The organism is Xanthomonas sp. NCPPB 3959, assembly GCF_056675575.1.
In genome coordinates this window covers 260,391-284,833 of sequence record NZ_JBWWVR010000003.1, presented here as the reverse complement: position 1 = coordinate 284,833, position 24,443 = coordinate 260,391, and the positions used below count along the sequence as shown (strand labels likewise).

Genomic DNA, 24,443 nt, shown 5'->3' with positions numbered 1-24,443 from the left:
GCGTGCAGGGGGAATGTATGGCCGCTCCATCTCAAGACCGCAATGACAGGCACGTGTTGCCTGCACACCGCAGCAACCGTCAACTGACGCAGCTCGCGCCGTGGTTGTATCTCGGCGTGCTGCTGGGCAGCGGCTGGTTGTTGTTCCTGCAACCGCAGACCCGCGTGCTGCAACCGGAGCAGGCGGCTACGAGCTGGTTGCTGGCCTGGATCTTCGGCGGCATCGTGATTGGCGCGGTGCTGTGGAGCCTGCGGCTGGCGCGCGACGGCCTGGGGCAGGCGTCTTCGGCCAGCTATCCCATGTCTGCACGCCTGCCCGATTCGTGGACGGACGCCTACGCTGCCTTGCTGCGCCCGGCCAACGCTGCGCCGCTCTCCGCGCCCAAGCCCGACCCGGCCGATACCCAGCGCGGCGCGGCCTGGCACCGGTTCGGCGGCGGCATGCTCAGCGTGGAAAACTTCGATCCCAACGACGCCACCCGCGCGCCCTGGGACAACCTGGACGCGCAGACCTGCATCGCCCGTCTGGACGATGTGCGCCCGGCCTGGCAGAACGCCAGCGCCAACCGCGCGCTGCAGCAGGAGCGTCGCTACTGGCTGGATGTGGTGCTGTCGCTGCTCGATCACGGCGTCACCCGTCCGCTGCAGGACGGCTATCTACCCGATACCGCCACGCTGCGTACCGAGCGCTTCCTGCTCGGCGCCGACGCCGGCCCGATCGTGCTGGCCGATGTGCCGGCGTTGTTTGCACGCCGATTGGCGCTGGCCATCGAGACCATGCCGACGCCGCAGCGCGAGGCCGCTGGCGTGCAGTGGCGTTTGCTACAGCAACTACACGGTCTGGTCGCCGAAAGCCGCATGCTGGACGAGCGTTCGCAGGTCATCCAGGTGCTGGCGTGGAATCCGGACGTGGACCTGGATCAGGTCGAAGTGGCCTATATCCTGGCCGCCGAGTACCGCCAGGGCATGCGCGACTGGTTGCGCCGCGCCGCGCTGGTGCGTCTGCCCGACAGCGCACTGCGCCTGGACGAAGTGCTGCTGTCGTCCTGTAGCCCGCTCGGCGCGCAGGCCGACGACGTCGATTACATCGAGGCGATGCGGCCACTGCACCGCGGTTTCATGCAGCTGTTCAGTCAGCGCCTGAGTCAGTTGGTGCTGCAGGCCGAGCAGGCCGAGCGTCAGGCCGGCCTGTATCCGTTGCCGCGGACCACCGCTGCCAGCGACGAACTCTCTCAGGACTGGCCGGCGTAATCGTCGATCGGTTCCAGCACGCCATAACGTTCCTTGTGCGGTTTGCCGTCCAACGGCGGCAGCTGCACTTTTTCTTCGGGCACCTTGGTGTCCGGCAGCCGATCCAGCAGGTCGCGGATCAGGCTCAATCGGCCCAGCTTCTGGTCGTTGAATTCCACCAGCGTCCACGGTGCGTCCGGCGTATGCGTCACCTCAAGCATGCGCTCGCGTGCAGCGGTGTAGTCGTCGTACTTGCTGCGTGACTGCAGATCCACCGGCGAAAGCTTCCAGCCCTTGAGCGGATCTTCGTGGCGTTCGGCAAAGCGCTGTTCTTGCTCGGCCTGATCCACGCACAGCCAATACTTGAACAGCAAAATGCCGTCGTCGACCAGCAGTTGTTCGAAGCGCGGCGCCTGCTCAAGAAATGCCTCGTATTGGGCGTCGGTGCAGTAGCCCATCACCCGTTCCACGCCGGCGCGGTTGTACCAGCTGCGATCCATCAGCACCAACTCGCCGGCCGCCGGCAGATGCGCCACATAGCGCTGGAAATACCACTGCGTGCTTTCGCGATCATTGGGTGTCGGCAACGCTACCACCCGGCATTGGCGTGGATTGAGATGGCTGGCGATGGTCTGGATCACACCGCCCTTGCCGGCGGTATCGCGGCCTTCCACCAGCACCAGTGCGCGCTGGTTGGTATGCCGCAGCCAGCGCGCCATGTTGACCAGTTCAAGCTGCAGCGGTGGCAGCAGTTTTTTGTAGGCCTTGCGTTTCAGGTGCGACATGCGCGTTCCAACAGCGATGGAGCGCGCAGGCTATTCACCCAGACGTGGACGCAGTGTCGCCAGATTGCAAGGCTTGGTGCGCGCATCCAGTTGTGCACGCACGATCTTTTCCCATGCCGTGCGGCAGGCCGAGGTGGAGCCGGGCAGGCAGAACACGAAGCTGTGATTGGCCAGGCCTGCGAATGCGCGCGACTGCAATGACGAGGTGCCGATTTCCTCCACGCTGATGGCGCGAAACAATTCGCCAAATCCGGGCATGGTCTTGTCCAGCAACGGCGTGATCGCCTCCGGCGTGCTGTCACGGCCGGTGAAGCCGGTGCCGCCGGTGATCAGGATGCCGTCGACCTGCGCATCGGCAATCCAGTTCGAGACGATCGCGCGCATGCGGTAACGGTCGTCCGGGCATAACGCGCGTTCGTGCAGCACGTGACCGTCGTAAGTGAGGGCCTCGACCAGATAATCGCCGGAGCGGTCATCGGCCAGGCTGCGGCTGTCGGACACCGTCAGCACGCACAGGTGCAAGGGAATGAAGTCGAGATTGGAAGGCATGCCGCCAGCCTAGCGAGCCTGGACGGCCGGGTACAGCAGTACGGCGTGAAGCCGCACAACGTCAGTCGCAGTTGAGGATCCGCTGATACTGGCAATTAGCAACGGACAGTTCGTGGCAAATCGATAAGCCGCTCTCCCTGGGGGCGAGAAGGCACAGCTTGCGCGCCACTGGTGTGCGTGCCGCCGAGCGCCCACGCCGCAAGGTTGGACGCCCCTCTCCCTCCGGGAGAGGGGTTGGGGTGAGGGTACGTCCAGGCGCGCCGTGTCAGTTGCCGGCTTCGGTAAGGGCGGCAGCGCGGCCGGGGACTGGCTCCTCGGCTCGGTCAGACATCCTGTCTGACTCGCCGCCGCGGCACATCCCTGTGCCGCTCTCCGCCAATCCCCGGCCACGCTGCCGCCTCGGCGCGTTATTGCTGTGACTTACGTTGTTGCCGTGGCTTGGAAAGTGTTGAGCAAAGAAAGTTTTGAGTAGCTTACTGACGAGTCGCTCTAGAGCCCCTCTCCCGCTGGGAGAGGGGCTGGGGTGAGGGTACGGCGGAAGACAGCTATCTACTTTGAAAATAAGAAGCCCCCACTAATTAACTAGCCAACCATGCCGCCCCGCCACCCCACGTACCAACTGCGCGAGCTCATCGGCAAACCCATCCATCTCAAACACCCCAGACTCCCGCCGCAGCACATCCACCCGCTCACGCAACGCCATCAGCGCCGCCGGATCACTCGCCAACGCCACCGCCTTGGCAACAAACGCGGCATCGTCGGCCACATTCATCTCAGCCAACCCAAGATGATGATTCAAGCTGCCGGCTACGCGCGCCGCAAACGTCTCCCCAGGCGTCGTCAATACCGGGCAACCCGCCCACAACGCATCCGATGCGGTGGTATGCGCGTTGTAAGGATGCGTATCCAAAAATAAATCCGCATGCCGGTAGCGCGCCAGATACTGCGCATGCGGCAACTTCGGCATGAACACCAACCGCTGCGCATCCACGCCCTGCAACTGCGCCACCGCACGCAAGCGCGCGTCGGCCTCACCTGGCCCGGACAACAACCACAGCACGCTATCTGGCACCGCGCGCAGCACCGCCAGCATGCGTGCCATGCTGCGCGGATTGAGTTTGTAGCTATTGTTGAAGCAGCACAGCACCACGCCCTGCTCGGGCAAGCCGCACTGTGTACGCGACGGCGGTTCGGCGACCACGCGCGAGGTGTCCGATGGCTGAAATGCACCTTGTAAGCGCAACACGTGCTCGCTGTAGAACGGCTCCAGTGACGGCGGCAGCGCGAATGCATCGCCCAGCACGTAGTCCATCCACGGCGCGCCGGATGTGCCCGGATACGCCAGCCAGTTGAGTTGCACCGGCGCTGGCCGCAGCGCGAACACTTCCGGTCGCCCGCCGCCGCCCCAGCCGCGTAGATCGAACAACAGATCGATGCCCTGGTCGCGGATGTGCTGCGCAGTGGCCAGATGCCCGAGCGCGGTGACATCGTGCAAGGTCGTGGCTTGCGCCAGGCGCGCGCGAATCTCGCTGTGGTCATCATGGCTGGTCGCAAACAGATGCAGGTGCAAGGTCGGCTGACGCCGCTGCAGCGCTTCGAATAACGCCACTGTCAGCAAGCCGGTGGGATGTGCACCAAACCCATTGGAGACGAAGCCGACTCGCAACGCGCCCTGGCGGCGCACGGCAGTCGGTGGGAGCGGGCGCAGGACGGAAGCAATCGTCTGCGCGCGCGTTCGTGCACACGCGAGCTGTTCGGCAGCGCTGGCGTCCTCGCTCAGGAAGGCGAATGGCTCCACCGCCGCAGCGCCCTGCGCCACGGCGGCACGCACCTGCGCAGCCAGTGCATCCAGCTCGCGCCAATCGCACAGGCGGCGGCGCCAGTTGAGCAATTGCGCAGTGATGTAGGGCTCGTCGGGCAGCAATTGATGTGCACGCGTATACGCGGCCGCTGCAGCTTCGGCCTGGCCCGCGTCTTCCAATGCATGCCCAAGCCACAATGCGATGCCAGGATGCTGTGGCACGAGGTCCGATGCCTGCTGCAACAATGCCGCCGCCTCGGCATGCCGTTGCTGCGCCCAGCGCACCCGTCCAAGCCGCGCCACCGCTTCCGGATGGCCCGGATGCAGTGCAATTGCACGTTGCACCGCGGCTTCGCCGGCAGCGATCGCGCCCATGCCGAGTTCGGCGTCGGCCAGCATCAGCCAGGCGATGAAATCACTGGGCTGGTGCTGCACCGCCTCGCGCAGCTGCAACAGCTCGCGCGGGACCTGTGCACTCACGGGCTGTCGCTCAACCGCGCCAGTTCGTCAGCCTGATGTTCGTGCAGTAAGCGTGCGATCAAGGCGTCCAGATCGCCTTCGATGATGTTGGGCAGGTCGTACAACGTGAGGCCTTCCACGCGATGGTCAGTGATGCGGCCCTGCGGGAAGCTATAGGTGCGGATGCGTTGGCTACGGTCGCCGCTACCTACCTGCAATTTGCGCGTCTGCGCTTCGGCCGCCGCCGCCTTGCTGCGCTCCGCTTCCACCAGTTGCGCCTTCAGGCGCTTCATCGCCTTGTCGCGATTGGCGTGCTGGCTGCGCTCTGTCTGGCATTCCACCACCACGCCGCTGGGCACGTGGGTGATGCGGATCGCCGATTCGGTCTTGTTGACGTGCTGGCCGCCGGCGCCGGACGAGCGAAAGGTATCGACCTTCAAATCCGCCGGATTGATCACGATCTCTTCCACATCGTCGGCTTCGGGAATGATCGCCACCGTGGCGGCAGAGGTGTGGATACGGCCCTGCGATTCGGTGGCCGGCACGCGCTGCACGCGGTGCGTGCCGGATTCGAACTTCAATCGCGAATACGCACCGCGCCCGACCACCCGTGCCACCACTTCCTTGTAGCCGCCGTGTTCGCCGGGGCTGTCGGATTCGATCTCGACCTTCCAGCCCTGACGCTCGGCATAGCGGGCATACATGCGGAACAGATCGCCGGCAAAGATTGCCGCCTCGTCGCCGCCGGTGCCGGCGCGCACTTCCAGAAACAGATTGCCTTCGTCGCGCGGGTCGCGCGGTACCAGCAGCAGGGCCAGCTGCGCATCCAGCTCCTCTAGGCGTGCCTGAGCGGCGGCGATTTCCTCTTCGGCCAGCTCGCGCATTTCCGGGTCGTTGCGCATGGCTTCGGCTGCGCTCAGGTCGGCTTTGGCGCGCGCTTCGTCTTCCAGGGCGACGGCCACCGGCTCCAGCTGCGACAGCTCGCGCGACAGCGTGCGGAACTTGTCGTTGTTGCTCACTACCTCGGGGTCGGAGAGCAGGTGCTGCAGTTCTTCGCGGCGCTCGGCCAGCGCTTCGAGCTTACGGCGCAGGGTCGGCGTCATCAGTCCTCACGATCGGGGTAGCTACAGGGGGATGTTGGTAACCGGGTTTTTCCGGAAACAGCCGGTCGGCCGCGCTGGTCAGTTCCAGGTCGTTGTTGAGCGCCGCATCGCGTAATGCGGCAGTTGGCGGATGCAGCAAACGGTTGGTCAGCGCATGCGCCAGTTGTTCCAGGACTTCATCGGCTGGCTTGCCGTTGTGCAATTGCTGGCGTGCCTTGGCCAGCAATTCGTCGCGGGTGCTGTCGCCGAACGCGCGCAGCCGTTTGAGCGGCGCCTGGCGCGCGTTGGCCTGCACCGTTTCGACATAGCGCGCGACCTGCAGATCGATGATCGCTTCGGCCTGGTCGGCGGCCTCGCGGCGGCCGCGGCGGTTGTCTTCCACCGCGCGTTCCAGGTCGTCCACCGTGTACAGGTAGGCATCGCCGAGCTCGGTCACCGAGGCCTCGATATCGCGCGGCACTGCCAGGTCGAACAACAGCATCGGCTTGCGTTTGCGCGCGCGTAGCGCCTGTTCCACCTGCACCCGGGTCACGATTGGCTCGCGTGCGGCAGTAGCCGAAAACACCACGTCGGCCTCGGCCAGATGGCGGTCCAGATCGGTCAGCGGCAATGCATAGCCACCGTGCTGGCTGGCCAGCGTCTGCGCATGTGCCAGCGTGCGATTGGCGATCAGTAGCCTGCGTACGCGACCTTCGCTCAGATGCTTGGCGGCCAGCTCGATGGTCTCTCCGGCGCCGATCAGCAGCACCGTGGATTCGTTGAGGCGGGCAAACGATTCCTGCGCCAGCCGCACCGCGGTGGAGGCGACCGACACCGGATTGGCACCGACACGGGTGTCGGTACGCGCACGCTTGGCCACCGAAAAGGTCTGCTGGAACAACCGGTCCAGCCCGCTTCCCAGTGCGCCATGCGCACGTGCTACCGCCCAGGCGTCCTTCACCTGACCCAGAATCTGCGGCTCGCCCAGCACCATCGAATCCAGCCCGGTGGCGACGCGAAACAAATGCCGCACCGCCGCTTCTTCCTGATGCTGATACAGATAACCGCTCAAGCCCGGCGCATGTGTCTCCAGCCAGGTCACCAGGCTGTGCGGGTCGTCGGCCATCGCGTACAGCTCGGTGCGGTTGCAGGTGGACAGCAACGCGGCCTCGCGCACCTGCGGCAACGCGCGCAAGGATTCGAGCGCGCGCGGCAGCGCCTCACCTGCGAACGCCGCGCGTTCGCGCAGGTCCACAGGTGCGGTCTGGTGATTCAGTCCGAGCACCCACAACGTCATTGTTCAGTTGCTTGCGATAAGCTGGCGGCCATTCAGGGCCCCATTTTACGGCCCGGTTGCCCCCGATGCCTGTACCGATTCGCATCCTGAGTGTTCTTTTGCTGGTAGCAGTCTCCGCCAACGCCATTGCAGCACCCAAAAAAGCTCCGCCCACGTCGCCGACCAGCAGCGCCGGCACCACGTCGCTGGAACCCGTGCTCGCCGGTGAATTCGCCTTGCAGGCCGGGCAGTTGGACGATGCCGCCCGCGCCTATCTGGACGCAGCCAAGGCCGAAGCCGGCGACGCCGGGCTGGCCGAACGCGCCGCCCGCATTGCCATGCTGGCCAACGACGATGCCCGCGCGGTCGAAGCCCTGGCGCTGTGGCGCGCGCGCGCGCCCTCGTCGATGGCCATGCGCAGCACCGAAGCCTCGCTGGCCCTGCGCCGCAACGACCTGCGCACCGCACGCCGCGATCTGCTTGGCCTGCTCAAGGAGCCCGACCCGCGCGGCTGGCGCTTCGCGCTGATCGCCCTGGCCAACGGCGGGCGCGAGCCGGAAGCCTCGGCCGACGCGCTCGAAGACCTAGTCAAGGCTGGCGCCATCCCCAATCAGATCGAAGCCTGGCAGGAATTCGGCCGCCTCGCCCTGCGCATGGAGCGCCCGGCGCTGGCCAAGCGCATTGTCGACGAAGTAGTGCGCCGCTTCCCCGAAGAGCCGCGCGTGGCCTTGTTGCACGCCACGCAGCTGCAGCAGGAAGGCAAGAACGACGACGCGCTGGCGCTGCTGAAGAACATCGAGCCGCAGGCGGTGAAGGACTCCGAGCTGCGTGGTGCGCTGGCATTCGCCTACGACGCCATGGGCCAGACCGAGGCGGCTGCACGAGTGCTCTCGACCGGGCCGCAGGACACCCAGACCTACGGGCTGCGTGCCTCCATGCTCGCCAAGGAAAAGGACCGCACCTCGCTGGAGGCGCTGTACGGCGAGCTCAAGCGCAACGCCACCAAGCCCGATCCGGACCGTCGCTTGCTGCTCGGCAAGATCGCCGAGTTCCTCAAGCGTTACGACGAAGCAGTGGAGTGGTATCGCGGCGTGCCCGGCGGCCCGCAGCTGAGCGAAGCGCGTCTGCGCGCGGCCAGCGCACTGTACGAACTGGGCCGCAAGCCCGAGGCGCTTGCCGAAGCCCGCGCGCTGCAGGGCGACGCCAGCGCCGACGACGATGCGCGTCGCGACGCCTATGTGCTCGAAGCCGAGCTGCACCAACGTGCCGGCGATGCACCGGGGGAACTGGATGCTTTCGAGCGCGGCCTGGCTGCATACCCGGACGACGGCGCGCTGCTGTACGCCCGCGGCCTGGCCTGGGAACGCCGCGACGACGTCCCCCGTGCCGAGGCCGATCTGCGCAAGATCCTGGTCGCCGAGCCGGAAAATGTCGGGGCGCTCAACGCGCTGGGCTACACCCTGGCCGACCGCACCACCCGTTACAAGGAAGCGCTGGCGCTGATCGACCGCGCCCGCACTGCCGATCCGGACAACCCGGCCATCGTCGACAGCTACGGCTGGGTGCTGTACCGCATGGGTCGCCTCAAGGAAGCCCTGGTGCAGCTGCGCCGCGCCTGGGCGCTGGTCAAAGACCCGGAAATCGCCGCGCATGTCGGCGAAGTGCTGTGGGTCAGCGGCAAGCAGGACGAGGCACGGCGCTATTTCGATGAAGCGCGCCGTCTCGATCCCGACAACCGCGCGCTGCAACGCGCCGTGGAAAAGTTCGGGCTATGAGGGGTGGTGTAGTCCGCGCACTGGCCCTGAGCGGGCTGGTGCTCGCAGGCTTGTCCGGCTGCGTGAGCGTGCCGCGCGGGCAGGGCAGTGGTGCGGCCGTGGTCGAGCAGGTCTCCGATAGCGCGCGTCAGGCCGAAGCCGTACGTCAGGCCTGGTTGCAGGCGCACCCGAACTGGTCGTTCCAGGGCCGGGTGGCGATCAGCAAGGGCAGCAATGGCGGCAGCGGCCGCATCGACTGGCAGCAGGACGGCCCGCGCTATCGCGTGCAGCTCAGCGCGCCGGTGACCCGGCAGAGCTGGGTGCTCACCGGCGACACCACCACCGGCGCCGGGCGTTTGGAAGGCCTGGAAGGCGGTCCGCGCAGCGGTTCCGATGCCGAGCAGGTATTGCTGGAAGCAACCGGATGGACCATCCCGGTCAACCAGATGCCCGATTGGGTGCGCGCACTGCGGATCGCCGATGCGGGCGCCGAACGCGTGGATCTGGATGCTGCCGGCCGCCCACGCACCGTACAGCAGGACGGTTGGGTCATCGAATTTCTCGCCTGGGCCCCGGCCAGCGCCGGCCAGCCCGAGCTGCCGCAGCGCATCGAGGCCCGCAACGGCGAGGCCAAGGTGCGCCTGCTGGTCGACCAATGGACGGTCTCGCCCTGATGTCAGCGTTGGAAGCGGGCTGGTCGGCGTGGCCTGCGCCGGCCAAGCTCAATCTGTTTTTGCAGATCGTCGGCCGTCGCGCCGATGGCTATCACCTGCTGCAAACCGTGTTCCGGCTGCTGGACTGGGGGGACACCATTCATCTTCGTTTGCGCAGCGACGGCCTGATCCGGCGCATCGGCGACAGTCTGCCGGGCGTGGCCGAGGACGATGATCTGGTGATCCGCGCCGCGCGCCTGCTGCAATCCAGCGCTGGCGCGCAGGCCGGCGCCGACATCCGGGTCGACAAGCGCATCCCTGCCGGCGGCGGTTTCGGCGGCGGGTCGTCGGATGCGGCCACCGTGCTGGTCGCGCTCAATGCCTTGTGGGGACTGGGTTTGCCGGTCGATGCCCTGGCCGAGCTAGGCCTGCGCCTTGGCGCCGACGTGCCGGTGTTCGTGCGCGGACACAACGCCTGGGCCGAGGGCATCGGGGAACAACTGACCCCGATCAGCCTCTCGAAAGCCTCCTATGTGCTGGTCGATCCAGGCATTCACGTGCCCACACCTGTTTTATTTCAATCACAGGAATTGACGCGGGATGCTGCGCCCGTGAAAATAGCGGACTTCGCTTCGGGTTCTCTGCTCGACAATGCGTTCGAGCCGGTCCTCCGGCGCCGTGAACCCGCCATCGAGGCGGTGTTCCAGGCGCTTTCCAGGATCGGGACGTCGCGTTTGACCGGGTCAGGGAGCGGTTGTTTCGTCGAATTCGCCACGCGCGCTGCTGCAGAGCAGGCCTTGGCGCAATTGCCGGACAACCTGAGGGCGTGGGTCGTGGAAGGTGCAGCGCACTCGCCACTGCTCGACGCACTGGACGCGAGACAAGTTTGATGCAGGGGCGTCGCCAAGAGGCCCAAGGCACCAGGTTTTGATCCTGGCATTCGTAGGTTCGAATCCTACCGCCCCTGCCATTTTATGCAGGTCCCTCTGCAACAGCCCGCACATCCATGTGCGGGGATTGAAAGAAAAGCAAAGCCTGGCATTGGTTCGGCTTTATTCCGCTCCACCATCGACCCACCCGCTCTTTGCCGCCGCCCGAGAGATCCCATGCAAGACCAACGTAATCTGCTGGTGTTCTCCGGCAATGCCAACAAGCCGCTTGCCAAGAGCATCTGCAAGGAGCTTGGCGTTCGCATGGGCAAGGCGCTGGTCACGCGCTTCTCCGATGGCGAAGTGCAGGTCGAAATCGAAGAGAGCGTGCGCCGGCAGGAAGTGTTCGTCATCCAGCCGACCTGCGCGCCGAGCGCCGAAAACCTGATGGAGCTGCTGGTGCTGATCGATGCGCTCAAGCGCGCCAGCGCCGCATCGGTGACTGCGGTGATTCCGTACTTCGGTTACTCGCGCCAGGATCGCCGCATGCGTTCCTCGCGCGTGCCGATCACCGCCAAGGTCGCCGCCAAGATGATCTGCGCGATGGAGGCCGACCGCGTGTTGACGGTCGATCTGCATGCCGACCAGATCCAGGGCTTTTTCGATGTTCCGGTCGACAACGTCTACGCCTCGCCGCTGCTGCTGGCCGACATCTGGCGCGCTTACGGCACCGATAACCTGATCGTGGTCTCGCCGGACGTGGGCGGTGTGGTGCGCGCGCGCGCCGTCGCCAAGCGTCTGGACGATGCGGACCTGGCCATCATCGACAAGCGCCGTCCGCGCGCCAATGTCGCCACGGTGATGAACATCATCGGCGACGTGCAGGGCAAGACCTGCGTGCTGGTGGACGATCTGGTCGATACCGCCGGCACCTTGTGTGCAGCCGCTGCAGCGCTGAAGCAGCGCGGCGCGCTCAAGGTCGTGGCCTACATCACCCACCCGGTGCTGTCCGGCCCGGCGGTGGACAACATCAACAATTCGCAGCTCGACGAGCTGGTGGTCACCGACACGATTCCGTTGAACGAAGCCGCGCGCACCTGCGCCAAGATTCGTCAGCTGAGCGTGGCCGAACTGCTCGCCGAGACCATTCGCCGCATCGCCTTCGGCGAGTCGGTCAGCTCGCTCTACGTCGACTGATTTTTCATTCGGTACCCGGTTCTCCGGGTGCCTGCACGACGTCTCACCTGGTCGCGGGTGAGACGCTTCATCGCCGCGAGGCGATATTCCAATCCAGGTAGTGAAATCCAATGGCAAAGACACACGAAATCAAGGTCGAGCGCCGCGCGAACGAGGGGAAGGGTGCGAGCCGCCGCCTACGTCACGCTGGCGTCATTCCGGCCATCGTCTACGGTGGCGAACTCGAGCCGGTCAGCATCCAGCTCAACCACGAGCAGATCTGGCTTGCCCAGCAGAACGAGTGGTTCTACTCGTCGATCCTCGACCTGAACCTCAATGGCGACGTGCAGCAGGTCCTGCTGCGTGACATGCAGCGCCATCCGTTCAAGCAGCTGATCATCCACATCGACTTCCAGCGCGTCAGCGCCAACGAGAAGCTCAGCGCCGCTGTGCCGCTGCACTTCGTCAACGAAGCAACCTCGCCGGCCGGTAAGTCCAGCGAAGTGGTCGTGACCCACGAACTGAACGAAGTTCAGGTCGTCTGCCTGCCGAAGGATCTGCCGGAGTTCATCGAAGTGGACCTCGGTGCCCTGGAAGTTGGCAACGTGATCCATCTGTCCGAGATCACCCTGCCGGCCGGTGTGGAAATTCCGGAGCTGAAGCTGGGCAAGGAACACGACGTGGCGGTGGTTGCTGCCAAGCACGTGCGCATCGAAGAAGAAGACGCTGCCGGTGAAGAAGGTAGCGAAGGCGCCGAGACCAAGTAATCCGTCGGCCGATCCCTCGCACTGCGCGGGGGATCGGCTGCGGTGACTGGCATGTCTGCACTCCGCCTGATTGTGGGACTCGGGAATCCCGGTCCGGAACACGCGCAAACCCGGCACAACGCCGGGTTTCGTTTCGTCGATGCCCTCGTCGAGCGCCATGGCGCGCGCTGGGGGTTGGATGCCAAGTTGTTCGGCGAGACCGCAAAGGTCGAGATCGCCGGTCAACCGGTCTGGCTGCTCAAGCCGGCCACCTTCATGAATCTCAGCGGCAAATCGATCACCACCGCGTTGCGGTTCTGGAAGATCGAGCCGGAACAGCTGCTCGTTGCACACGACGAACTGGATCTGGCGCCGGGCACTGCGCGGCTCAAGTTCGATGGTGGCCACGGCGGCCAGAACGGTCTGCGCGATACCATCCGCCTGCTGGGGCACGGCAAATTTCACCGCTTGCGTGTCGGCATTGGTCATCCCGGTCACAAGGATCGCGTGGTGCCATGGGTGCTGGGACGGGCAGGGCGCGACGACGATGCGGCGATTGGTACTGCAGTGGACGCCGCCATCGATGTGCTGCCGCTGGCAATACAAGGGAATTTCAATGAGGCGATGAAGCGGCTGCATACCAGTAAGGACGCGTGATTGGGGATTGGGGATTTGCGGCCATGCGGCATTGCGAATCTCCAATCCCGAATCCCAAATCCCGGACGTGCACCATGGGTATCAAATGCGGCATCGTCGGCCTGCCCAACGTCGGCAAGTCGACCCTGTTCAATGCGCTGACCAAAGCCGGCATCGCGGCGGCCAATTTCCCGTTCTGCACCATCGAGCCGAACGTCGGCATCGTGCCGGTGCCGGATCTGCGCCTTAATCAGCTGGCTGAAATCGTCAAGCCGCAGAAGCTGATCCCGACTGCGGTCGAGTTCGTCGATATCGCCGGGCTGGTGGCGGGTGCGGCCAGCGGCGAAGGGCTGGGCAACAAGTTCCTGGCCCACATTCGCGAAGTCGATGCGATCACCCACGTGGTGCGTTGCTTCGAGAACGACGACGTCATCCACGTGAACAACAAGGTCGACCCGATCGCCGATATCGAAACCATCGATACCGAGCTGGCATTGGCCGATCTGGATAGCGTGGAAAAGGCGCTCAACCGTGCCGAGCGCAGTGCCAAGGGCGGCGACAAGGATGCAGCGGCACGCAAGCCGGTGCTGGCCAAGTTGCAGGCCGCATTGGCCGATGGCAAAGCCGGGCGCGCCGCTGGGCTGGACGAGGAAGAAAAAGCGCTGGTGCGCGATCTGTTCCTGCTCACGCTCAAGCCGGTGATGTACATCGCCAACGTGCTAGAAGACGGTTTCGAGAACAACCCGCACCTGGATGCGGTGCGTGCGCATGCAGTGACCGAAGGCGCCGAAGTGGTGCCGGTCTCCGCAGCGATCGAAGAAGAACTGTCGCAGCTCGACGACGAAGATCGCGACACCTTCCTGGCCGACCTGGGCCTGGCCGAGCCTGGCTTGAATCGCGTCATTCGCGCGGCCTACAAGCTGCTTGGCCTGCAGACCTACTTCACCGCAGGCGTCAAGGAAGTGCGTGCGTGGACGGTCAAGGCCGGCTCCACTGCGCCGCAGGCCGCAGCGGTGATCCATACCGATTTCGAGAAGGGCTTCATCCGCGCCGAGACGATCGGTTTCGACGACTTCATCAAGTACCGCGGCGAAACCGGCGCGCGCGATGCCGGTCGTCTGCGGCTGGAAGGCAAGGAATATCGCGTCAAGGAAGGCGATGTGCTGCACTTCCGCTTCAACGTCTGAGCGGGTGCGCGCGGCCGGCATGGCTGCGCACATTCAGGCGTGACAAATAGCGCGAAATTTTTGTTGACACTGCTTGTCTCCCACAACAAAATAGCGGGCTGCTTCACCCCGAACCGAATCGCTTCATCGCGCCCCGGTCCGGTAGTAAAAGCTGGAGGGATACCCAAGCGGCCAACGGGGGCAGACTGTAAATCTGCTGGCTTACGCCTTCGGTGGTTCGAATCCACCTCCCTCCACCAGTTTCATGTTGTGTCTTGCAGTTCCCGGCGCGGGAGTAGTTCAACGGTAGAACCTCAGCCTTCCAAGCTGATGGTGCGGGTTCGATTCCCGTCTCCCGCTCCATTGAACGTAAATGCATGGCATAATGCAAAACTCGCTCACGTAGCTCAGTCGGTAGAGCACCTCCTTGGTAAGGAGGAGGTCGAAGGTTCGATTCCTTTCGTGAGCACCATTACTCAATCGTCTTCAACTCCAAACGATTACCGAGACACGCACCCATGGCAAAAGCTAAATTTCTTCGCGAAAAGCTGCACGTTAACGTCGGTACCATTGGTCACGTTGACCATGGCAAGACCACGTTGACCGCTGCGCTGACCAAGATCGGTGCCGAGCGTTTCGGTGGCGAGTTCAAGGCGTACGACGCGATCGACGCAGCGCCGGAAGAGAAGGCGCGTGGTATCACGATCTCGACCGCGCACGTTGAATATGAGTCCGCAGTTCGCCATTACGCGCACGTCGACTGCCCCGGCCACGCCGATTACGTCAAGAACATGATCACCGGTGCGGCGCAGATGGACGGCGCGATCCTGGTGTGTTCGGCTGCCGACGGTCCGATGCCGCAGACCCGTGAGCACATCCTGCTCTCGCGTCAGGTCGGTGTGCCGCACATCGTCGTGTTCCTGAACAAGGCCGACATGGTCGATGACGCCGAGCTGCTTGAGCTGGTCGAGATGGAAGTGCGTGAGCTCCTGAGCAAGTACGACTTCCCGGGCGACGACACTCCGATCATCCACGGTTCGGCCCGTCTGGCGCTTGACGGCGATCAGAGCGAAATCGGTGTGCCGGCGATCCTGAAGCTGGTCGAAGCGCTGGATACCTTCATTCCGGATCCGACCCGCGACGTCGACCGTCCGTTCCTGATGCCGGTCGAAGACGTGTTCTCGATCTCGGGTCGTGGCACCGTGGTGACCGGTCGTATCGAGCGCGGCATCATCAAGGTCGGCGACGAAATCGAAATCGTCGGTATCCGCGACACGCAGAAGACCACCGTCACCGGCGTGGAAATGTTCCGCAAGTTGCTGGACCAGGGTCAGGCAGGCGATAACGCCGGTCTGCTGCTGCGCGGCACCAAGCGTGACGACGTGGAGCGCGGCCAGGTGCTGTGCAAGCCGGGTTCGATCAAGCCGCACACCGAGTTCGAAGCCGAAGTCTATGTGCTGTCCAAGGATGAGGGTGGTCGTCATACCCCGTTCTTCAAGGGCTACCGTCCGCAGTTCTACTTCCGCACCACCGACATCACTGGCGCCTGCCAGCTGCCGGAAGGCGTGGAGATGGTGATGCCGGGCGACAACGTGAAGATGGTCGTGACCCTGATCAACCCGGTCGCGATGGACGAAGGTCTGCGCTTCGCGATTCGTGAAGGTGGCCGTACCGTCGGCGCCGGCGTGGTTGCCAAGATCATCAAGTAAGTGCCTGCATCCAGTCGCCTCGCGGCGGCTGGATTCAAACGAATGGCGGGCCGGCTGAACCTCGGTCCGCCTTCGTTGTCTTAGGGTTTGCGGTAAACGAGTACATACGCCAGTAGCTCAATTGGCAGAGCAGCGGTCTCCAAAACCGCAGGTTGGGGGTTCGAGTCCCTCCTGGCGTGCCACTCCTCTTTCCGGCCCAGTAATTCGGGTCAGATCGGTAACTAGAGCCGGATGAATAGCAAAATCGAGCCTTCCAAAAGCGCGTCTGCTGCCAGCGCTGATATCGTGAAATACGTCCTCTCCGCGCTCCTGGTGATTGCGGGGTTGTTTGTGTGGTTCTGGTTTTCTGCGCCTGAACGCGCAACCCAGTTTGGAGCCTGGACGCCGCAATTGCGCGCGCTGGCTGTGATCGTTGGGTTGGCGGCGGGTGCGTTTGTGTTTCTGGGGACCGGCAAAGGCCGTGAAACCCGTGAATTCATGTCCGAATCCAGGTTCGAGTTGCGCAAGGTGGTCTGGCCGACGCGCCAGGAAGCCATCCGTACCACCTGGGTCGTGATTGTTGTTGTGATCATTCTGAGTTTGCTGTTGGGCGGCTTCGATTTCGTCATCCAGAAGCTCACGCAGTGGTTCCTGGCTCGTTGAGGAGAATCAAGCAGTGAAGCGTTGGTATGTCGTTCACGCCTATTCAGGCTTTGAAAAATCTGTTGCGCAAGCCTTGCGCGACCGCATCGTACGCGCCGAAATGGAAGAGCGTTTCGGTGACGTGCTGGTGCCGACCGAAGAAGTCATCGAGATGCGCGCCGGCCAGAAGCGTCGGTCCGAGCGCAAGTTCTTCCCCGGCTATGTGCTGGTGCAGATCGAAACGCACGAAGAAGCCGGTATCCCGCGTATCGACAATGAAAGCTGGCACTTGGTGAAGGAAACTTCCAAAGTGATGGGTTTCATTGGTGGCACGGCCGACCGCCCGTTGCCGATTCGCGACGAAGAGGCGGATGCAATCTTGCAGCGCGTGCAGGACGGTGTCGAGAAGCCGCGTCCGAAGGTGTTGTTCGAGCCGGGTCAGATGGTGCGCGTCACCGATGGCCCGTTCAACGACTTCAATGGCGTTGTTGAAGAAGTCAATTACGAGAAGAGTCGGTTGCGGGTTGCCGTACTCATCTTTGGTCGCTCCACGCCGGTCGAGCTCGAGTTCGGTCAGGTCGAGAAGGGCTGACTCAGTCGGGTGCCGCCTAGGCACCCGCAACAATTGCTGCTATAGTGCGCGGCTCGCTCACCTGGCGAACCGCCGGGAAACAATGGCTGCCGTATGGCAGCCATCTGCGTGTTACCAGAAACGTGAAGCCGGGACACGTGATTTCCCGGTCCGATGGGGAGCCTGTCGTCAAGGCGCTAGCACCCGGAGAGTATCGAAATGGGTAAGAAAGTCGTTGGTTATGTAAAGCTGCAGGTCAAGGCCGGTCAGGCCAACCCTGCGCCGCCGGTCGGCCCTGCACTGGGTCAGCGCGGTCTGAACATCATGGAGTTCTGCAAGGCGTTCAATGCAGCGACGTCCAAGCTGGAGCCGGGTTTGCCGACGCCGGTGATCATCACCGCGTATTCCGACCGTACCTTCACCTTCGTCACCAAGAGCACCCCGGCCAGCGTGCTGCTCAAGAAGGCCGCAGGTGTGACCTCCGGCTCCAAGCGTCCCAACACCGACAAGGTGGGCAAGGTGACGCGCAAGCAGCTGGAAGAGATCGCCAAGACCAAGGAAGCCGATCTGACTGCGGCCGAGCTGGAAGCAGCGGTGCGTACGATTGCGGGTTCTGCCCGCAGCATGGGTTTGACGGTGGAGGGCTAAGACATGGCACAGAGCAAGCGCGTTAAGGCCATTGCGGCCGCTGTCGTTCCGGGCAAGACCTATGCCTTCGATGACGCAATCAAGATCCTGAAGACCGTGACCAAGGCCAAGTTCGTCGAGTCGATCGACGTTGCCGTGCGCCTGGGCGTGGACGCCAAGAAGTCCGACCAGCAGGTGCGCGGTTCCACCGTGCTGCCGGCCGGTACCGGCAAGAGCGTGCGCGTTGCAGTGTTCGCACCGGCCGGCGCCAAGGCTGACGAAGCCCTGGCTGCAGGCGCCGAGGCAGTGGGCATGGACGACCTGGCCGAGAAGATGCAGGCCGGCGATCTGAGCTACGACGTGGTCATCGCCACCCCGGACGCAATGCGCGTCGTCGGTAAGCTCGGCACGCTGTTGGGCCCGCGTGGCCTGATGCCGAACCCCAAGGTCGGCACCGTGTCTGCCAACCCGGGTGAAGCCGTCAAGAATGCCAAGTCGGGTCAGGTGCGCTACCGCACCGACAAGGCCGGCATCATCCACTGCACCATCGGCAAGGCCAGCTTCGACGACGAAGCGCTGAAGTCGAACCTGCAGGCGCTGCTGCTGGACCTGATCAAGGCCAAGCCGGCCACCTCCAAGGGGACCTACCTGCAGAAGGTGTCGGTCAGCTCGACGATGGGCCCTGGCGTGACGGTCGACCAGTCCAGCCTTGCGCTGAAGTGAGTTGATGGGTCGGGCCTGTCATGGGCCTGACCCGTCGATGGAGTACAGCATTGTTTTTCCGGCCCGGGTCACCGTGTGCTGGGAGTCCGTTCCCTCCTTTGGGGTAACGGACATTTTGAAGGCGATCGCCGGCATGTCCGGCGGTAGCCGTCAAAGACCGCAGGCGCGGTCAGCGCAGATCGACGACGGGCAGGGATGCTCACATTGGCAAGGAGTCGCCGTCGATGCAGCGGGGTCGCTTAATCAGGTTCGTATGAGCCGGCCGGCGTAGATGGTGTCGCCCTTCTGGAGCTTTCTGGTTTACGCGCGTCTGGGACATCCCGGATCGAGCCCACTCCAGGTCTAGAAAGGCCACCAAAGGAACATCGGTCGATGTTCCCGGCTTCCAGGATGGAGGCTGCCCTGGACCGCAACCGGCAGGAGCCGCGAGCGGAGTAGTTTGAAGCGGGGATTGGAGATTCGGCATTGGGGATTGGCAGAAGCGGCTTCATCAGCTCTGACCAATCCCGAATTGCTAATCCCGAATCCCGGCTTTAACGGAGGAGTGCAATGGCTCTCAATCTGTCTCAGAAGCAAGAAGTAGTCGCCGAGCTGGCAGACATCGCCGCCAAGGCCCACTCCTTGATCGCCGCCGAATACGCTGGCATCACGGTCTCCCAGATGACCGCGATGCGCAAGCAGGCCCGAGAAACCGGTGTGTTCTTGAAAGTTGTCAAGAACACCCTGGCTGCGCGCGCCGTTGAAGGTACTGATTTCGCTGTCGTCGCTGACAAGCTGGTCGGTCCTTTGCTGTATGCGTTTTCGATGGAGGAGCCCGGCGCTGCCGGTCGCCTGATCAAGGAATTCGCCAAGGGCAACGACAAGTTGCAGGCCAAGGTCGTGTCCATCGGCGGGGAACTGTTCCCGGCTGGTCACGTCGACGTGTTGGCATCGCTGCCGACCCGCGATCAGGCCCTGGCCATGCTGGCCCGCGTGCTGTCCGAACCGGCTGCCATGTTCGCCCGTGCCGTCAAGGCCGTTGGCGACAAGCAGGGTGGTGGCGACGAAGCCGCCGCGCCGGTCGCCGAGACTGCCGAAGCTTGATGTCCTAGCGTTTGCTAGAACCCCAATCCAGAAAATTATTTAAAGGTAATCACAATGTCCCTTACCAACGAACAGATCGTCGAAGCTATCGCCGAGAAGTCCCTGATGGAAGTGATGGAGCTGGTCAAGGCCATCGAAGAGAAGTTCGGCGTCTCCGCCGCCGCTCCGGTCGCTGCTGCTGCAGCTGGCCCGGCTGCCGTGGTTGAAGAGCAGACCGAATTCAACGTGGTGCTGGTCAGCTGCGGCGCCAACAAGGTCGGCGTCATCAAGGCCGTCCGCGCCGTGACCGGCCTGGGTCTGAAGGAAGCCAAGGATCTGACCGAAGCCGGTGGCATCCTGAAGGAAGGCGCAACCAAGGACGAAGCCGAGAAGATCAAGAAGGAACTGACCGAAGCCGGCGCGACCGTCGAAGTCAAGTAAGCAGCATCTTGCATCGCCAGCGTTTCAGGGTGATGCACTGAAGGCTGGGAGCGTAAAGCTCCCGGCCTTTGGCCGTTGATGGAAAGCCGGGATTTGAGAGTCGGCATTCGGGATGCGAAGGCAATCTTCGCCATCCCCAATCTGGTCATCCCAATCTCCGCTTCACCGAGTTGGTAGTTGGAAGTAGCAAGAGAAGGCGTGCTGGTGCCGGCAATACCAGCGACTTCCAACTGACAATTTTGTTATTTCAGGGCCGCGGCGACGCTGCCCCCGCAACCTAGGGTGGAAGACCTCATGACGTCTTATTCGTTCACCGAAAAAAAGCGTATCCGCAAGGATTTCGGTAAGCAGCGCTCGATTCTCGAAGTGCCGTTCCTGCTTGCGATCCAGGTGGACTCCTACCGCGAATTCCTGCAGGAAGACGTGGAGCAGAACAAGCGCAAGGACCTCGGTCTGCACGCAGCGCTGAAGTCGGTGTTCCCGATTTCTAGCTACAGCGGCAACGCCGCGTTGGAATACGTCGGTTACAAGCTGGGTCAGCCGGTGTTTGACGAGCGTGAATGCCGTCAGCGTGGCATGAGCTACGGCGCGCCGCTGCGCGTGACCGTGCGCCTGGTGATCTACGACCGCGAGTCGTCGACCAAGGCCATCAAGTACGTGAAGGAGCAGGAGGTCTATCTGGGCGAAATCCCGCTGATGACCGACAACGGTACCTTCATCGTCAACGGCACCGAGCGCGTGATCGTCTCGCAGCTGCACCGTTCGCCGGGTGTGTTCTTCGACCACGACCGTGGCAAGACCCACAGCTCGGGCAAGCTGCTGTACAGCGCCCGCATCATTCCGTACCGCGGCTCCTGGTTGGACTTCGAGTTCGACCCGAAGGATGCGCTGTTCACCCGTATCGACCGTCGTCGCAAGCTGCCGGTATCGATCCTGCTGCGTGCGCTTGGCTACAACAACGAAGAGATGTTGGCAGAGTTCTTCGAGATCAACACCTTCCACATCAATCCGGACGAAGGCGTGCAGCTGGAGCTGGTGCCGGAGCGTCTGCGTGGCGAAACGCTGAACTTCGACCTGGCCGATGGCGACAAGGTCATCGTGGAAGCGGGCAAGCGCATCACCGCGCGTCACGTCAAGCAGCTCGAAGCCGCCGGCGTCGCCGCGCTGGCCGTGCCGGACGATTACCTGGTCACGCGCATCCTGTCGCACGACGTGGTCGATAGCTCGACCGGCGAACTGCTTGCCAATGCCAACGACGAGATCACCGAAGACCAACTGGCTGCGTTCCGCAAGGCCGGTGTCGATGCGGTCGGCACCCTGTGGGTGAACGATCTGGATCGTGGTCCGTACCTGTCCAACACCCTGCGTATCGATCCGACCAAGACCCAGCTGGAAGCGCTGGTCGAGATCTACCGCATGATGCGTCCGGGCGAGCCGCCGACCAAGGAAGCCGCACAGAACCTGTTCCACAACCTGTTCTTCACCTTCGAGCGCTACGACCTGTCCACGGTCGGCCGGATGAAGTTCAACCGTCGCGTCGGCCGCAAGGAGGTTCTTGGCGAGTCGGTGCTGTACGACAAGAAGTACTTTGCCGAGCGTAACGACGAAGAGTCCAAGCGCCTGGTCGCCGAACACACCGACACCTCCGACATCCTGGAAGTGCTCAAGGTGCTCACCGAGATCCGCAACGGTCGCGGCGTGGTCGATGACATCGATCACCTGGGCAACCGTCGCGTGCGTTCGGTCGGCGAAATGGCCGAGAACGTGTTCCGCGTGGGCCTGGTCCGCGTCGAGCGCGCGGTCAAAGAGCGGTTGTCGATGGCCGAATCCGAAGGTCTGACCCCGCAGGAACTGATCAACGCCAAGCCGGTGGCTGCCGCGATCAAGGAATTCTTCGGCTCCTCGCAGCTGTCGCAGTTCATGGATCAGAACAACCCGCTGTCGGAAGTGACGCACAAGCGTCGCGTCTCCGCACTGGGCCCGGGCGGTCTGACCCGCGAGCGCGCCGGCTTCGAAGTGCGCGACGTGCATCCGACTCATTACGGCCGCGTCTGCACCATCGAAACGCCGGAAGGCCCGAACATCGGCCTGATCAACTCGCTGGCCGTGTTCGCCCGCACCAACCAGTACGGCTTCCTTGAAACCCCGTACCGCAAGGTGCTGGACGGTAAGGTCTCCGACGACGTCGAGTACCTGTCGGCGATCGAAGAAAACGAGTACGTGATCGCCCAGGCGAACGCGCTGACCGACGCCAAGAACATGCTCACCGAGCAGTTCGTGCCGTGCCGGTTCCAGGGCGAGTCGCTGCTGAAGCCGCCGGCTGAAGTGCACTTCATGGACGTCTCGCCGATGCAGACCGTGTCGGTCGCAGCGGCGTTGGTGCCGTTCCTCGAGCACGATGACGCCAACCGCGCACTGATGGGCGCCAACATGCAGCGCCAGGCCGTGCCGACGCTGCGTTCGCAAAAGCCGCTGGTCGGTACCGGCATCGAGCGTGCGGTTGCGCGCGACTCGGGCGTGACCGTGAATGCGTTGCGTGGTGGCGTGATCGAGCAGATCGATGCAGCCCGTATCGTGGTCAAGGTCAACGAGGCAGAAATCGGCGGCGGCACCGATGCCGGCGTGGATATCTACAACCTGATCAAGTACACCCGCTCCAACCAGAACACCTGCATCAACCAGCGTCCGCTGGTGAACGTGGGCGACGTGATCGCGCGCGGCGACGTGCTGGCCGACGGCCCGTCCACCGACATCGGTGAGCTGGCGCTGGGCCAGAACATGCTGATCGCGTTCATGCCGTGGAACGGCTACAACTTCGAAGACTCCATCCTGCTCTCCGAGCGTGTGGTGGAAGAGGATCGTTACACCACGATCCACATCGAAGAACTGACCTGCGTTGCGCGCGACACCAAGCTGGGGCCGGAGGAAATTTCCGCCGACATCCCGAACGTGTCCGAGCAGGCCTTGAACCGTCTGGACGAAAGCGGCGTGGTGTACATCGGTGCGGAAGTGCGTGCCGGCGACATCATGGTCGGCAAGGTCACGCCGAAGGGCGAAAGCCAGCTGACCCCGGAAGAAAAGCTGCTGCGTGCGATCTTCGGTGAGAAGGCGTCCGACGTGAAGGACAGCTCGCTGCGCGTGCCCCCGGGCATGGACGGCACCGTCATCGATGTGCAGGTCTTCACCCGCGACGGCATCGAGAAGGATAAGCGTGCGCGTCAGATCGAAGAGTCCGAGATCAAGCGCGTCAAGAAGGACTTCGACGACCAGTTCCGTATCCTGGAAGCGGCCATCTACGCACGTCTGCGCTCGCAGATCGTGGGCAAGGTCGCCAACGGCGGTCCGAACCTGAAGAAGGGCGACAACGTCACCGACGCGTACCTGGACGGGCTGAAGAAGTCCGATTGGTTCCAGCTGCGCATGAAGGACGAAGACGCAGCCGATGCCATCGAACGTGCGCAGAAGCAGATCCAGGCGCACGAGAAGGAATTCGAAGCACGCTTCGCCGACAAGCGCGGCAAGATCACTCAGGGCGACGACCTCGCACCGGGCGTGCTGAAGATGGTCAAGGTGTTCCTGGCAGTGAAGCGCCGCATCCAGCCGGGTGACAAGATGGCGGGCCGCCACGGCAACAAGGGTGTGGTCTCCAACGTCGTGCCGGTCGAGGACATGCCGTACATGGCCACCGGCGAGCCGGTCGACATCGTGCTGAACCCGCTCGGCGTGCCGTCGCGTATGAACATCGGCCAGATTCTGGAAGTGCATCTGGGCTGGGCCGCCAAGGGCCTGGGTCGCAAGATCCAGCGCATGCTGGAAGCCCAGGCGGCGGTCAGCGAGCTGCGCAAGTTCCTGGACGACATCTACAACCACGACAGCGCGATCAATGCACAGCGCGTGGATCTGTCGCAGTTCAGCGATGAGGAATTGCTCAACCTGGGCAAGAACCTGATCGACGGCGTGCCGATGGCCACCCCGGTGTTCGACGGCGCCAGCGAAGCGGAAATCAAGCGCATGCTGGAATTGGCCGAACTGCCGCAGAGCGGTCAGACCCAGTTGTACGACGGTCGTACCGGCGAAGCGTTCGATCGCAAGACCACGGTCGGCTACATGCACTACCTGAAGTTGAACCACTTGGTCGACGACAAGATGCATGCACGTTCGACTGGCCCGTACTCGCTCGTCACCCAGCAGCCGCTGGGCGGTAAGGCGCAGTTCGGTGGTCAGCGCTTCGGTGAGATGGAAGTCTGGGCGCTGGAAGCCTACGGCGCGGCCTACACCCTGCAGGAAATGCTGACGGTGAAGTCCGACGACGTGCAGGGCCGCAACCAGATGTACAAGAACATCGTCGATGGTGAGCACGAGATGGTCGCGGGCATGCCGGAATCCTTCAACGTGTTGGTGAAGGAAATCCGCTCGCTGGCGATCAACATGGAACTGGAAGAGTGATCGAGCTGGATCCAGGCGCCGTAATGCGGTGCCTGGATCCGGAACGTAATGCCCTCGGTTTC

The 24,443-nt window shown here is 63.5% G+C and carries 21 protein-coding genes and 5 tRNA genes; 21 read left to right on the top strand and 5 right to left on the bottom strand.

Annotated elements, in window-relative coordinates; genetic code table 11:
• Positions 1 to 17: 17 nt before the first annotated feature.
• Positions 18 to 1,250 (top strand): hypothetical protein, encoded by a 1,233-nt coding sequence (locus tag AC1KVG_RS05880; protein ID WP_115039890.1) that lies wholly within the window; start codon positions 18 to 20, stop codon positions 1,248 to 1,250.
• On the opposite strand, the gene ppk2 is transcribed toward AC1KVG_RS05880, so the two are convergent.
• The 5 genes from ppk2 to hemA all read right to left on the bottom strand — a co-directional run bounded on the left by ppk2 (position 1,232) and on the right by hemA (position 7,202).
• On the bottom strand, positions 1,232 to 2,014 hold the full coding sequence (gene ppk2 / locus AC1KVG_RS05875) for a polyphosphate kinase 2 (RefSeq protein WP_481093750.1): 783 nt from the start codon (positions 2,012 to 2,014) through the stop codon (positions 1,232 to 1,234). The genes AC1KVG_RS05880 and ppk2 overlap by 19 nt on opposite strands.
• 30 nt (positions 2,015 to 2,044) lie before the next feature.
• Positions 2,045 to 2,563, bottom strand: coding sequence for a molybdenum cofactor biosynthesis protein B (gene moaB / locus AC1KVG_RS05870; RefSeq protein WP_481093749.1), 519 nt, complete (start codon positions 2,561 to 2,563; stop codon positions 2,045 to 2,047).
• Between the two features lie 574 nt (positions 2,564 to 3,137).
• Positions 3,138 to 4,844: an O-linked N-acetylglucosamine transferase, SPINDLY family protein gene (locus AC1KVG_RS05865; protein WP_481093748.1), complete on the bottom strand. Its 1,707-nt coding sequence runs from the start codon at positions 4,842 to 4,844 to the stop codon at positions 3,138 to 3,140.
• Positions 4,841 to 5,926, bottom strand: coding sequence for a peptide chain release factor 1 (gene prfA / locus AC1KVG_RS05860; RefSeq protein ID WP_168956984.1), 1,086 nt, complete (start codon positions 5,924 to 5,926; stop codon positions 4,841 to 4,843). Before prfA ends, AC1KVG_RS05865 begins: the two co-directional genes overlap by 4 nt.
• Positions 5,904 to 7,202, bottom strand: a complete 1,299-nt coding sequence (hemA, locus tag AC1KVG_RS05855) for a glutamyl-tRNA reductase (protein ID WP_481093747.1) — start codon at positions 7,200 to 7,202, stop codon at positions 5,904 to 5,906. Before hemA ends, prfA begins: the two co-directional genes overlap by 23 nt.
• Positions 7,203 to 7,267: 65 nt before the next feature.
• Between hemA and AC1KVG_RS05850 the strand changes: the two genes are divergently transcribed.
• The 20 genes from AC1KVG_RS05850 (at position 7,268) to rpoB (ending at position 24,381) form a co-directional block, all read left to right on the top strand.
• Positions 7,268 to 8,956 carry a tetratricopeptide repeat protein gene (locus AC1KVG_RS05850; RefSeq protein WP_481093746.1) on the top strand — a complete coding sequence of 563 codons (1,689 nt, stop codon included), beginning with the start codon at positions 7,268 to 7,270 and terminating at the stop codon, positions 8,954 to 8,956.
• The gene (lolB, locus tag AC1KVG_RS05845) at positions 8,953 to 9,609 is read left to right on the top strand and encodes a lipoprotein insertase outer membrane protein LolB (RefSeq protein WP_481093745.1); all 657 of its coding nucleotides are present in this window, start codon (positions 8,953 to 8,955) and stop codon (positions 9,607 to 9,609) included. Before AC1KVG_RS05850 ends, lolB begins: the two co-directional genes overlap by 4 nt.
• Entirely contained in the window at positions 9,591 to 10,478 is an 888-nt protein-coding gene (gene ispE / locus AC1KVG_RS05840; RefSeq protein WP_481093744.1) for a 4-(cytidine 5'-diphospho)-2-C-methyl-D-erythritol kinase, read from the top strand. The genes lolB and ispE overlap by 19 nt, the downstream gene beginning before the upstream one ends.
• A 3-nt stretch (positions 10,479 to 10,481) precedes the next feature.
• Positions 10,482 to 10,558 (top strand) — tRNA-Gln (locus AC1KVG_RS05835).
• Between the two features lie 136 nt (positions 10,559 to 10,694).
• Positions 10,695 to 11,654: a ribose-phosphate diphosphokinase gene (locus AC1KVG_RS05830; protein ID WP_006450614.1), complete on the top strand. Its 960-nt coding sequence runs from the start codon at positions 10,695 to 10,697 to the stop codon at positions 11,652 to 11,654.
• A 110-nt stretch (positions 11,655 to 11,764) separates the two neighbouring features.
• Positions 11,765 to 12,400, top strand: a complete 636-nt coding sequence (locus AC1KVG_RS05825; RefSeq protein ID WP_006450615.1) for a 50S ribosomal protein L25/general stress protein Ctc — start codon at positions 11,765 to 11,767, stop codon at positions 12,398 to 12,400.
• Positions 12,401 to 12,451: 51 nt separating this feature from the next.
• Positions 12,452 to 13,036 carry an aminoacyl-tRNA hydrolase gene (gene pth, locus AC1KVG_RS05820; protein WP_481093743.1) on the top strand — a complete coding sequence of 195 codons (585 nt, stop codon included), beginning with the start codon at positions 12,452 to 12,454 and terminating at the stop codon, positions 13,034 to 13,036.
• Between the two features lie 74 nt (positions 13,037 to 13,110).
• Entirely contained in the window at positions 13,111 to 14,202 is a 1,092-nt protein-coding gene (gene ychF, locus AC1KVG_RS05815; RefSeq protein ID WP_043888972.1) for a redox-regulated ATPase YchF, read from the top strand.
• A 153-nt stretch (positions 14,203 to 14,355) separates the two neighbouring features.
• Positions 14,356 to 14,441 (top strand) — tRNA-Tyr (locus AC1KVG_RS05810).
• Between the two features lie 29 nt (positions 14,442 to 14,470).
• Positions 14,471 to 14,544, top strand: a tRNA-Gly gene (locus tag AC1KVG_RS05805).
• A gap of 33 nt (positions 14,545 to 14,577) precedes the next feature.
• Positions 14,578 to 14,653, top strand: a tRNA-Thr gene (locus AC1KVG_RS05800).
• 46 nt (positions 14,654 to 14,699) lie between these two features.
• Entirely contained in the window at positions 14,700 to 15,890 is a 1,191-nt protein-coding gene (gene tuf / locus AC1KVG_RS05795; RefSeq protein ID WP_108350190.1) for an elongation factor Tu, read from the top strand.
• 106 nt (positions 15,891 to 15,996) lie between these two features.
• Positions 15,997 to 16,072, top strand: a tRNA-Trp gene (locus AC1KVG_RS05790).
• A 49-nt stretch (positions 16,073 to 16,121) separates the two neighbouring features.
• Positions 16,122 to 16,532 (top strand): preprotein translocase subunit SecE, encoded by a 411-nt coding sequence (secE, locus tag AC1KVG_RS05785; RefSeq protein WP_006450619.1) that lies wholly within the window; start codon positions 16,122 to 16,124, stop codon positions 16,530 to 16,532.
• A 13-nt stretch (positions 16,533 to 16,545) separates the two neighbouring features.
• Positions 16,546 to 17,103, top strand: coding sequence for a transcription termination/antitermination protein NusG (gene nusG, locus AC1KVG_RS05780; protein WP_043908886.1), 558 nt, complete (start codon positions 16,546 to 16,548; stop codon positions 17,101 to 17,103).
• Between the two features lie 198 nt (positions 17,104 to 17,301).
• Positions 17,302 to 17,730, top strand: coding sequence for a 50S ribosomal protein L11 (rplK, locus tag AC1KVG_RS05775; RefSeq protein WP_176339532.1), 429 nt, complete (start codon positions 17,302 to 17,304; stop codon positions 17,728 to 17,730).
• Positions 17,731 to 17,733: 3 nt separating this feature from the next.
• Positions 17,734 to 18,432: a 50S ribosomal protein L1 gene (gene rplA, locus AC1KVG_RS05770; RefSeq protein ID WP_006450622.1), complete on the top strand. Its 699-nt coding sequence runs from the start codon at positions 17,734 to 17,736 to the stop codon at positions 18,430 to 18,432.
• 549 nt (positions 18,433 to 18,981) lie between these two features.
• Complete coding sequence (gene rplJ, locus AC1KVG_RS05765) at positions 18,982 to 19,515, top strand: 50S ribosomal protein L10 (protein WP_016900680.1); 534 nt, start codon at positions 18,982 to 18,984, stop codon at positions 19,513 to 19,515.
• Positions 19,516 to 19,569: 54 nt separating this feature from the next.
• Complete coding sequence (gene rplL, locus AC1KVG_RS05760; protein WP_006450625.1) at positions 19,570 to 19,935, top strand: 50S ribosomal protein L7/L12; 366 nt, start codon at positions 19,570 to 19,572, stop codon at positions 19,933 to 19,935.
• A gap of 294 nt (positions 19,936 to 20,229) precedes the next feature.
• Entirely contained in the window at positions 20,230 to 24,381 is a 4,152-nt protein-coding gene (rpoB, locus tag AC1KVG_RS05755; protein ID WP_006450626.1) for a DNA-directed RNA polymerase subunit beta, read from the top strand.
• The last annotated feature ends 62 nt before the right edge of the window (positions 24,382 to 24,443 follow it).

What these genes read in the sequence shown, in the direction of transcription:
- ispE (WP_481093744.1), top strand. Translation starts at nt 9,591, where the DNA reads ATGGACGGTCTCGCCCTGATGTCAGCGTTGGAAGCGGGCTGGTCGGCG.
- tuf (WP_108350190.1), top strand. Translation starts at nt 14,700, where the DNA reads ATGGCAAAAGCTAAATTTCTTCGCGAAAAGCTGCACGTTAACGTCGGT.
- hemA (WP_481093747.1), bottom strand. Translation starts at nt 7,202, where the DNA reads ATGACGTTGTGGGTGCTCGGACTGAATCACCAGACCGCACCTGTGGAC.
- AC1KVG_RS05880 (WP_115039890.1), top strand. Translation starts at nt 18, where the DNA reads ATGGCCGCTCCATCTCAAGACCGCAATGACAGGCACGTGTTGCCTGCA.
- moaB (WP_481093749.1), bottom strand. Translation starts at nt 2,563, where the DNA reads ATGCCTTCCAATCTCGACTTCATTCCCTTGCACCTGTGCGTGCTGACG.
- ppk2 (WP_481093750.1), bottom strand. Translation starts at nt 2,014, where the DNA reads ATGTCGCACCTGAAACGCAAGGCCTACAAAAAACTGCTGCCACCGCTG.
- prfA (WP_168956984.1), bottom strand. Translation starts at nt 5,926, where the DNA reads ATGACGCCGACCCTGCGCCGTAAGCTCGAAGCGCTGGCCGAGCGCCGC.
- rplK (WP_176339532.1), top strand. Translation starts at nt 17,302, where the DNA reads ATGGGTAAGAAAGTCGTTGGTTATGTAAAGCTGCAGGTCAAGGCCGGT.
- AC1KVG_RS05830 (WP_006450614.1), top strand. Translation starts at nt 10,695, where the DNA reads ATGCAAGACCAACGTAATCTGCTGGTGTTCTCCGGCAATGCCAACAAG.
- ychF (WP_043888972.1), top strand. Translation starts at nt 13,111, where the DNA reads ATGGGTATCAAATGCGGCATCGTCGGCCTGCCCAACGTCGGCAAGTCG.
- secE (WP_006450619.1), top strand. Translation starts at nt 16,122, where the DNA reads ATGAATAGCAAAATCGAGCCTTCCAAAAGCGCGTCTGCTGCCAGCGCT.
- AC1KVG_RS05850 (WP_481093746.1), top strand. Translation starts at nt 7,268, where the DNA reads ATGCCTGTACCGATTCGCATCCTGAGTGTTCTTTTGCTGGTAGCAGTC.
- rplA (WP_006450622.1), top strand. Translation starts at nt 17,734, where the DNA reads ATGGCACAGAGCAAGCGCGTTAAGGCCATTGCGGCCGCTGTCGTTCCG.
- rplL (WP_006450625.1), top strand. Translation starts at nt 19,570, where the DNA reads ATGTCCCTTACCAACGAACAGATCGTCGAAGCTATCGCCGAGAAGTCC.
- rpoB (WP_006450626.1), top strand. Translation starts at nt 20,230, where the DNA reads ATGACGTCTTATTCGTTCACCGAAAAAAAGCGTATCCGCAAGGATTTC.
- rplJ (WP_016900680.1), top strand. Translation starts at nt 18,982, where the DNA reads ATGGCTCTCAATCTGTCTCAGAAGCAAGAAGTAGTCGCCGAGCTGGCA.
- lolB (WP_481093745.1), top strand. Translation starts at nt 8,953, where the DNA reads ATGAGGGGTGGTGTAGTCCGCGCACTGGCCCTGAGCGGGCTGGTGCTC.
- AC1KVG_RS05825 (WP_006450615.1), top strand. Translation starts at nt 11,765, where the DNA reads ATGGCAAAGACACACGAAATCAAGGTCGAGCGCCGCGCGAACGAGGGG.
- pth (WP_481093743.1), top strand. Translation starts at nt 12,452, where the DNA reads ATGTCTGCACTCCGCCTGATTGTGGGACTCGGGAATCCCGGTCCGGAA.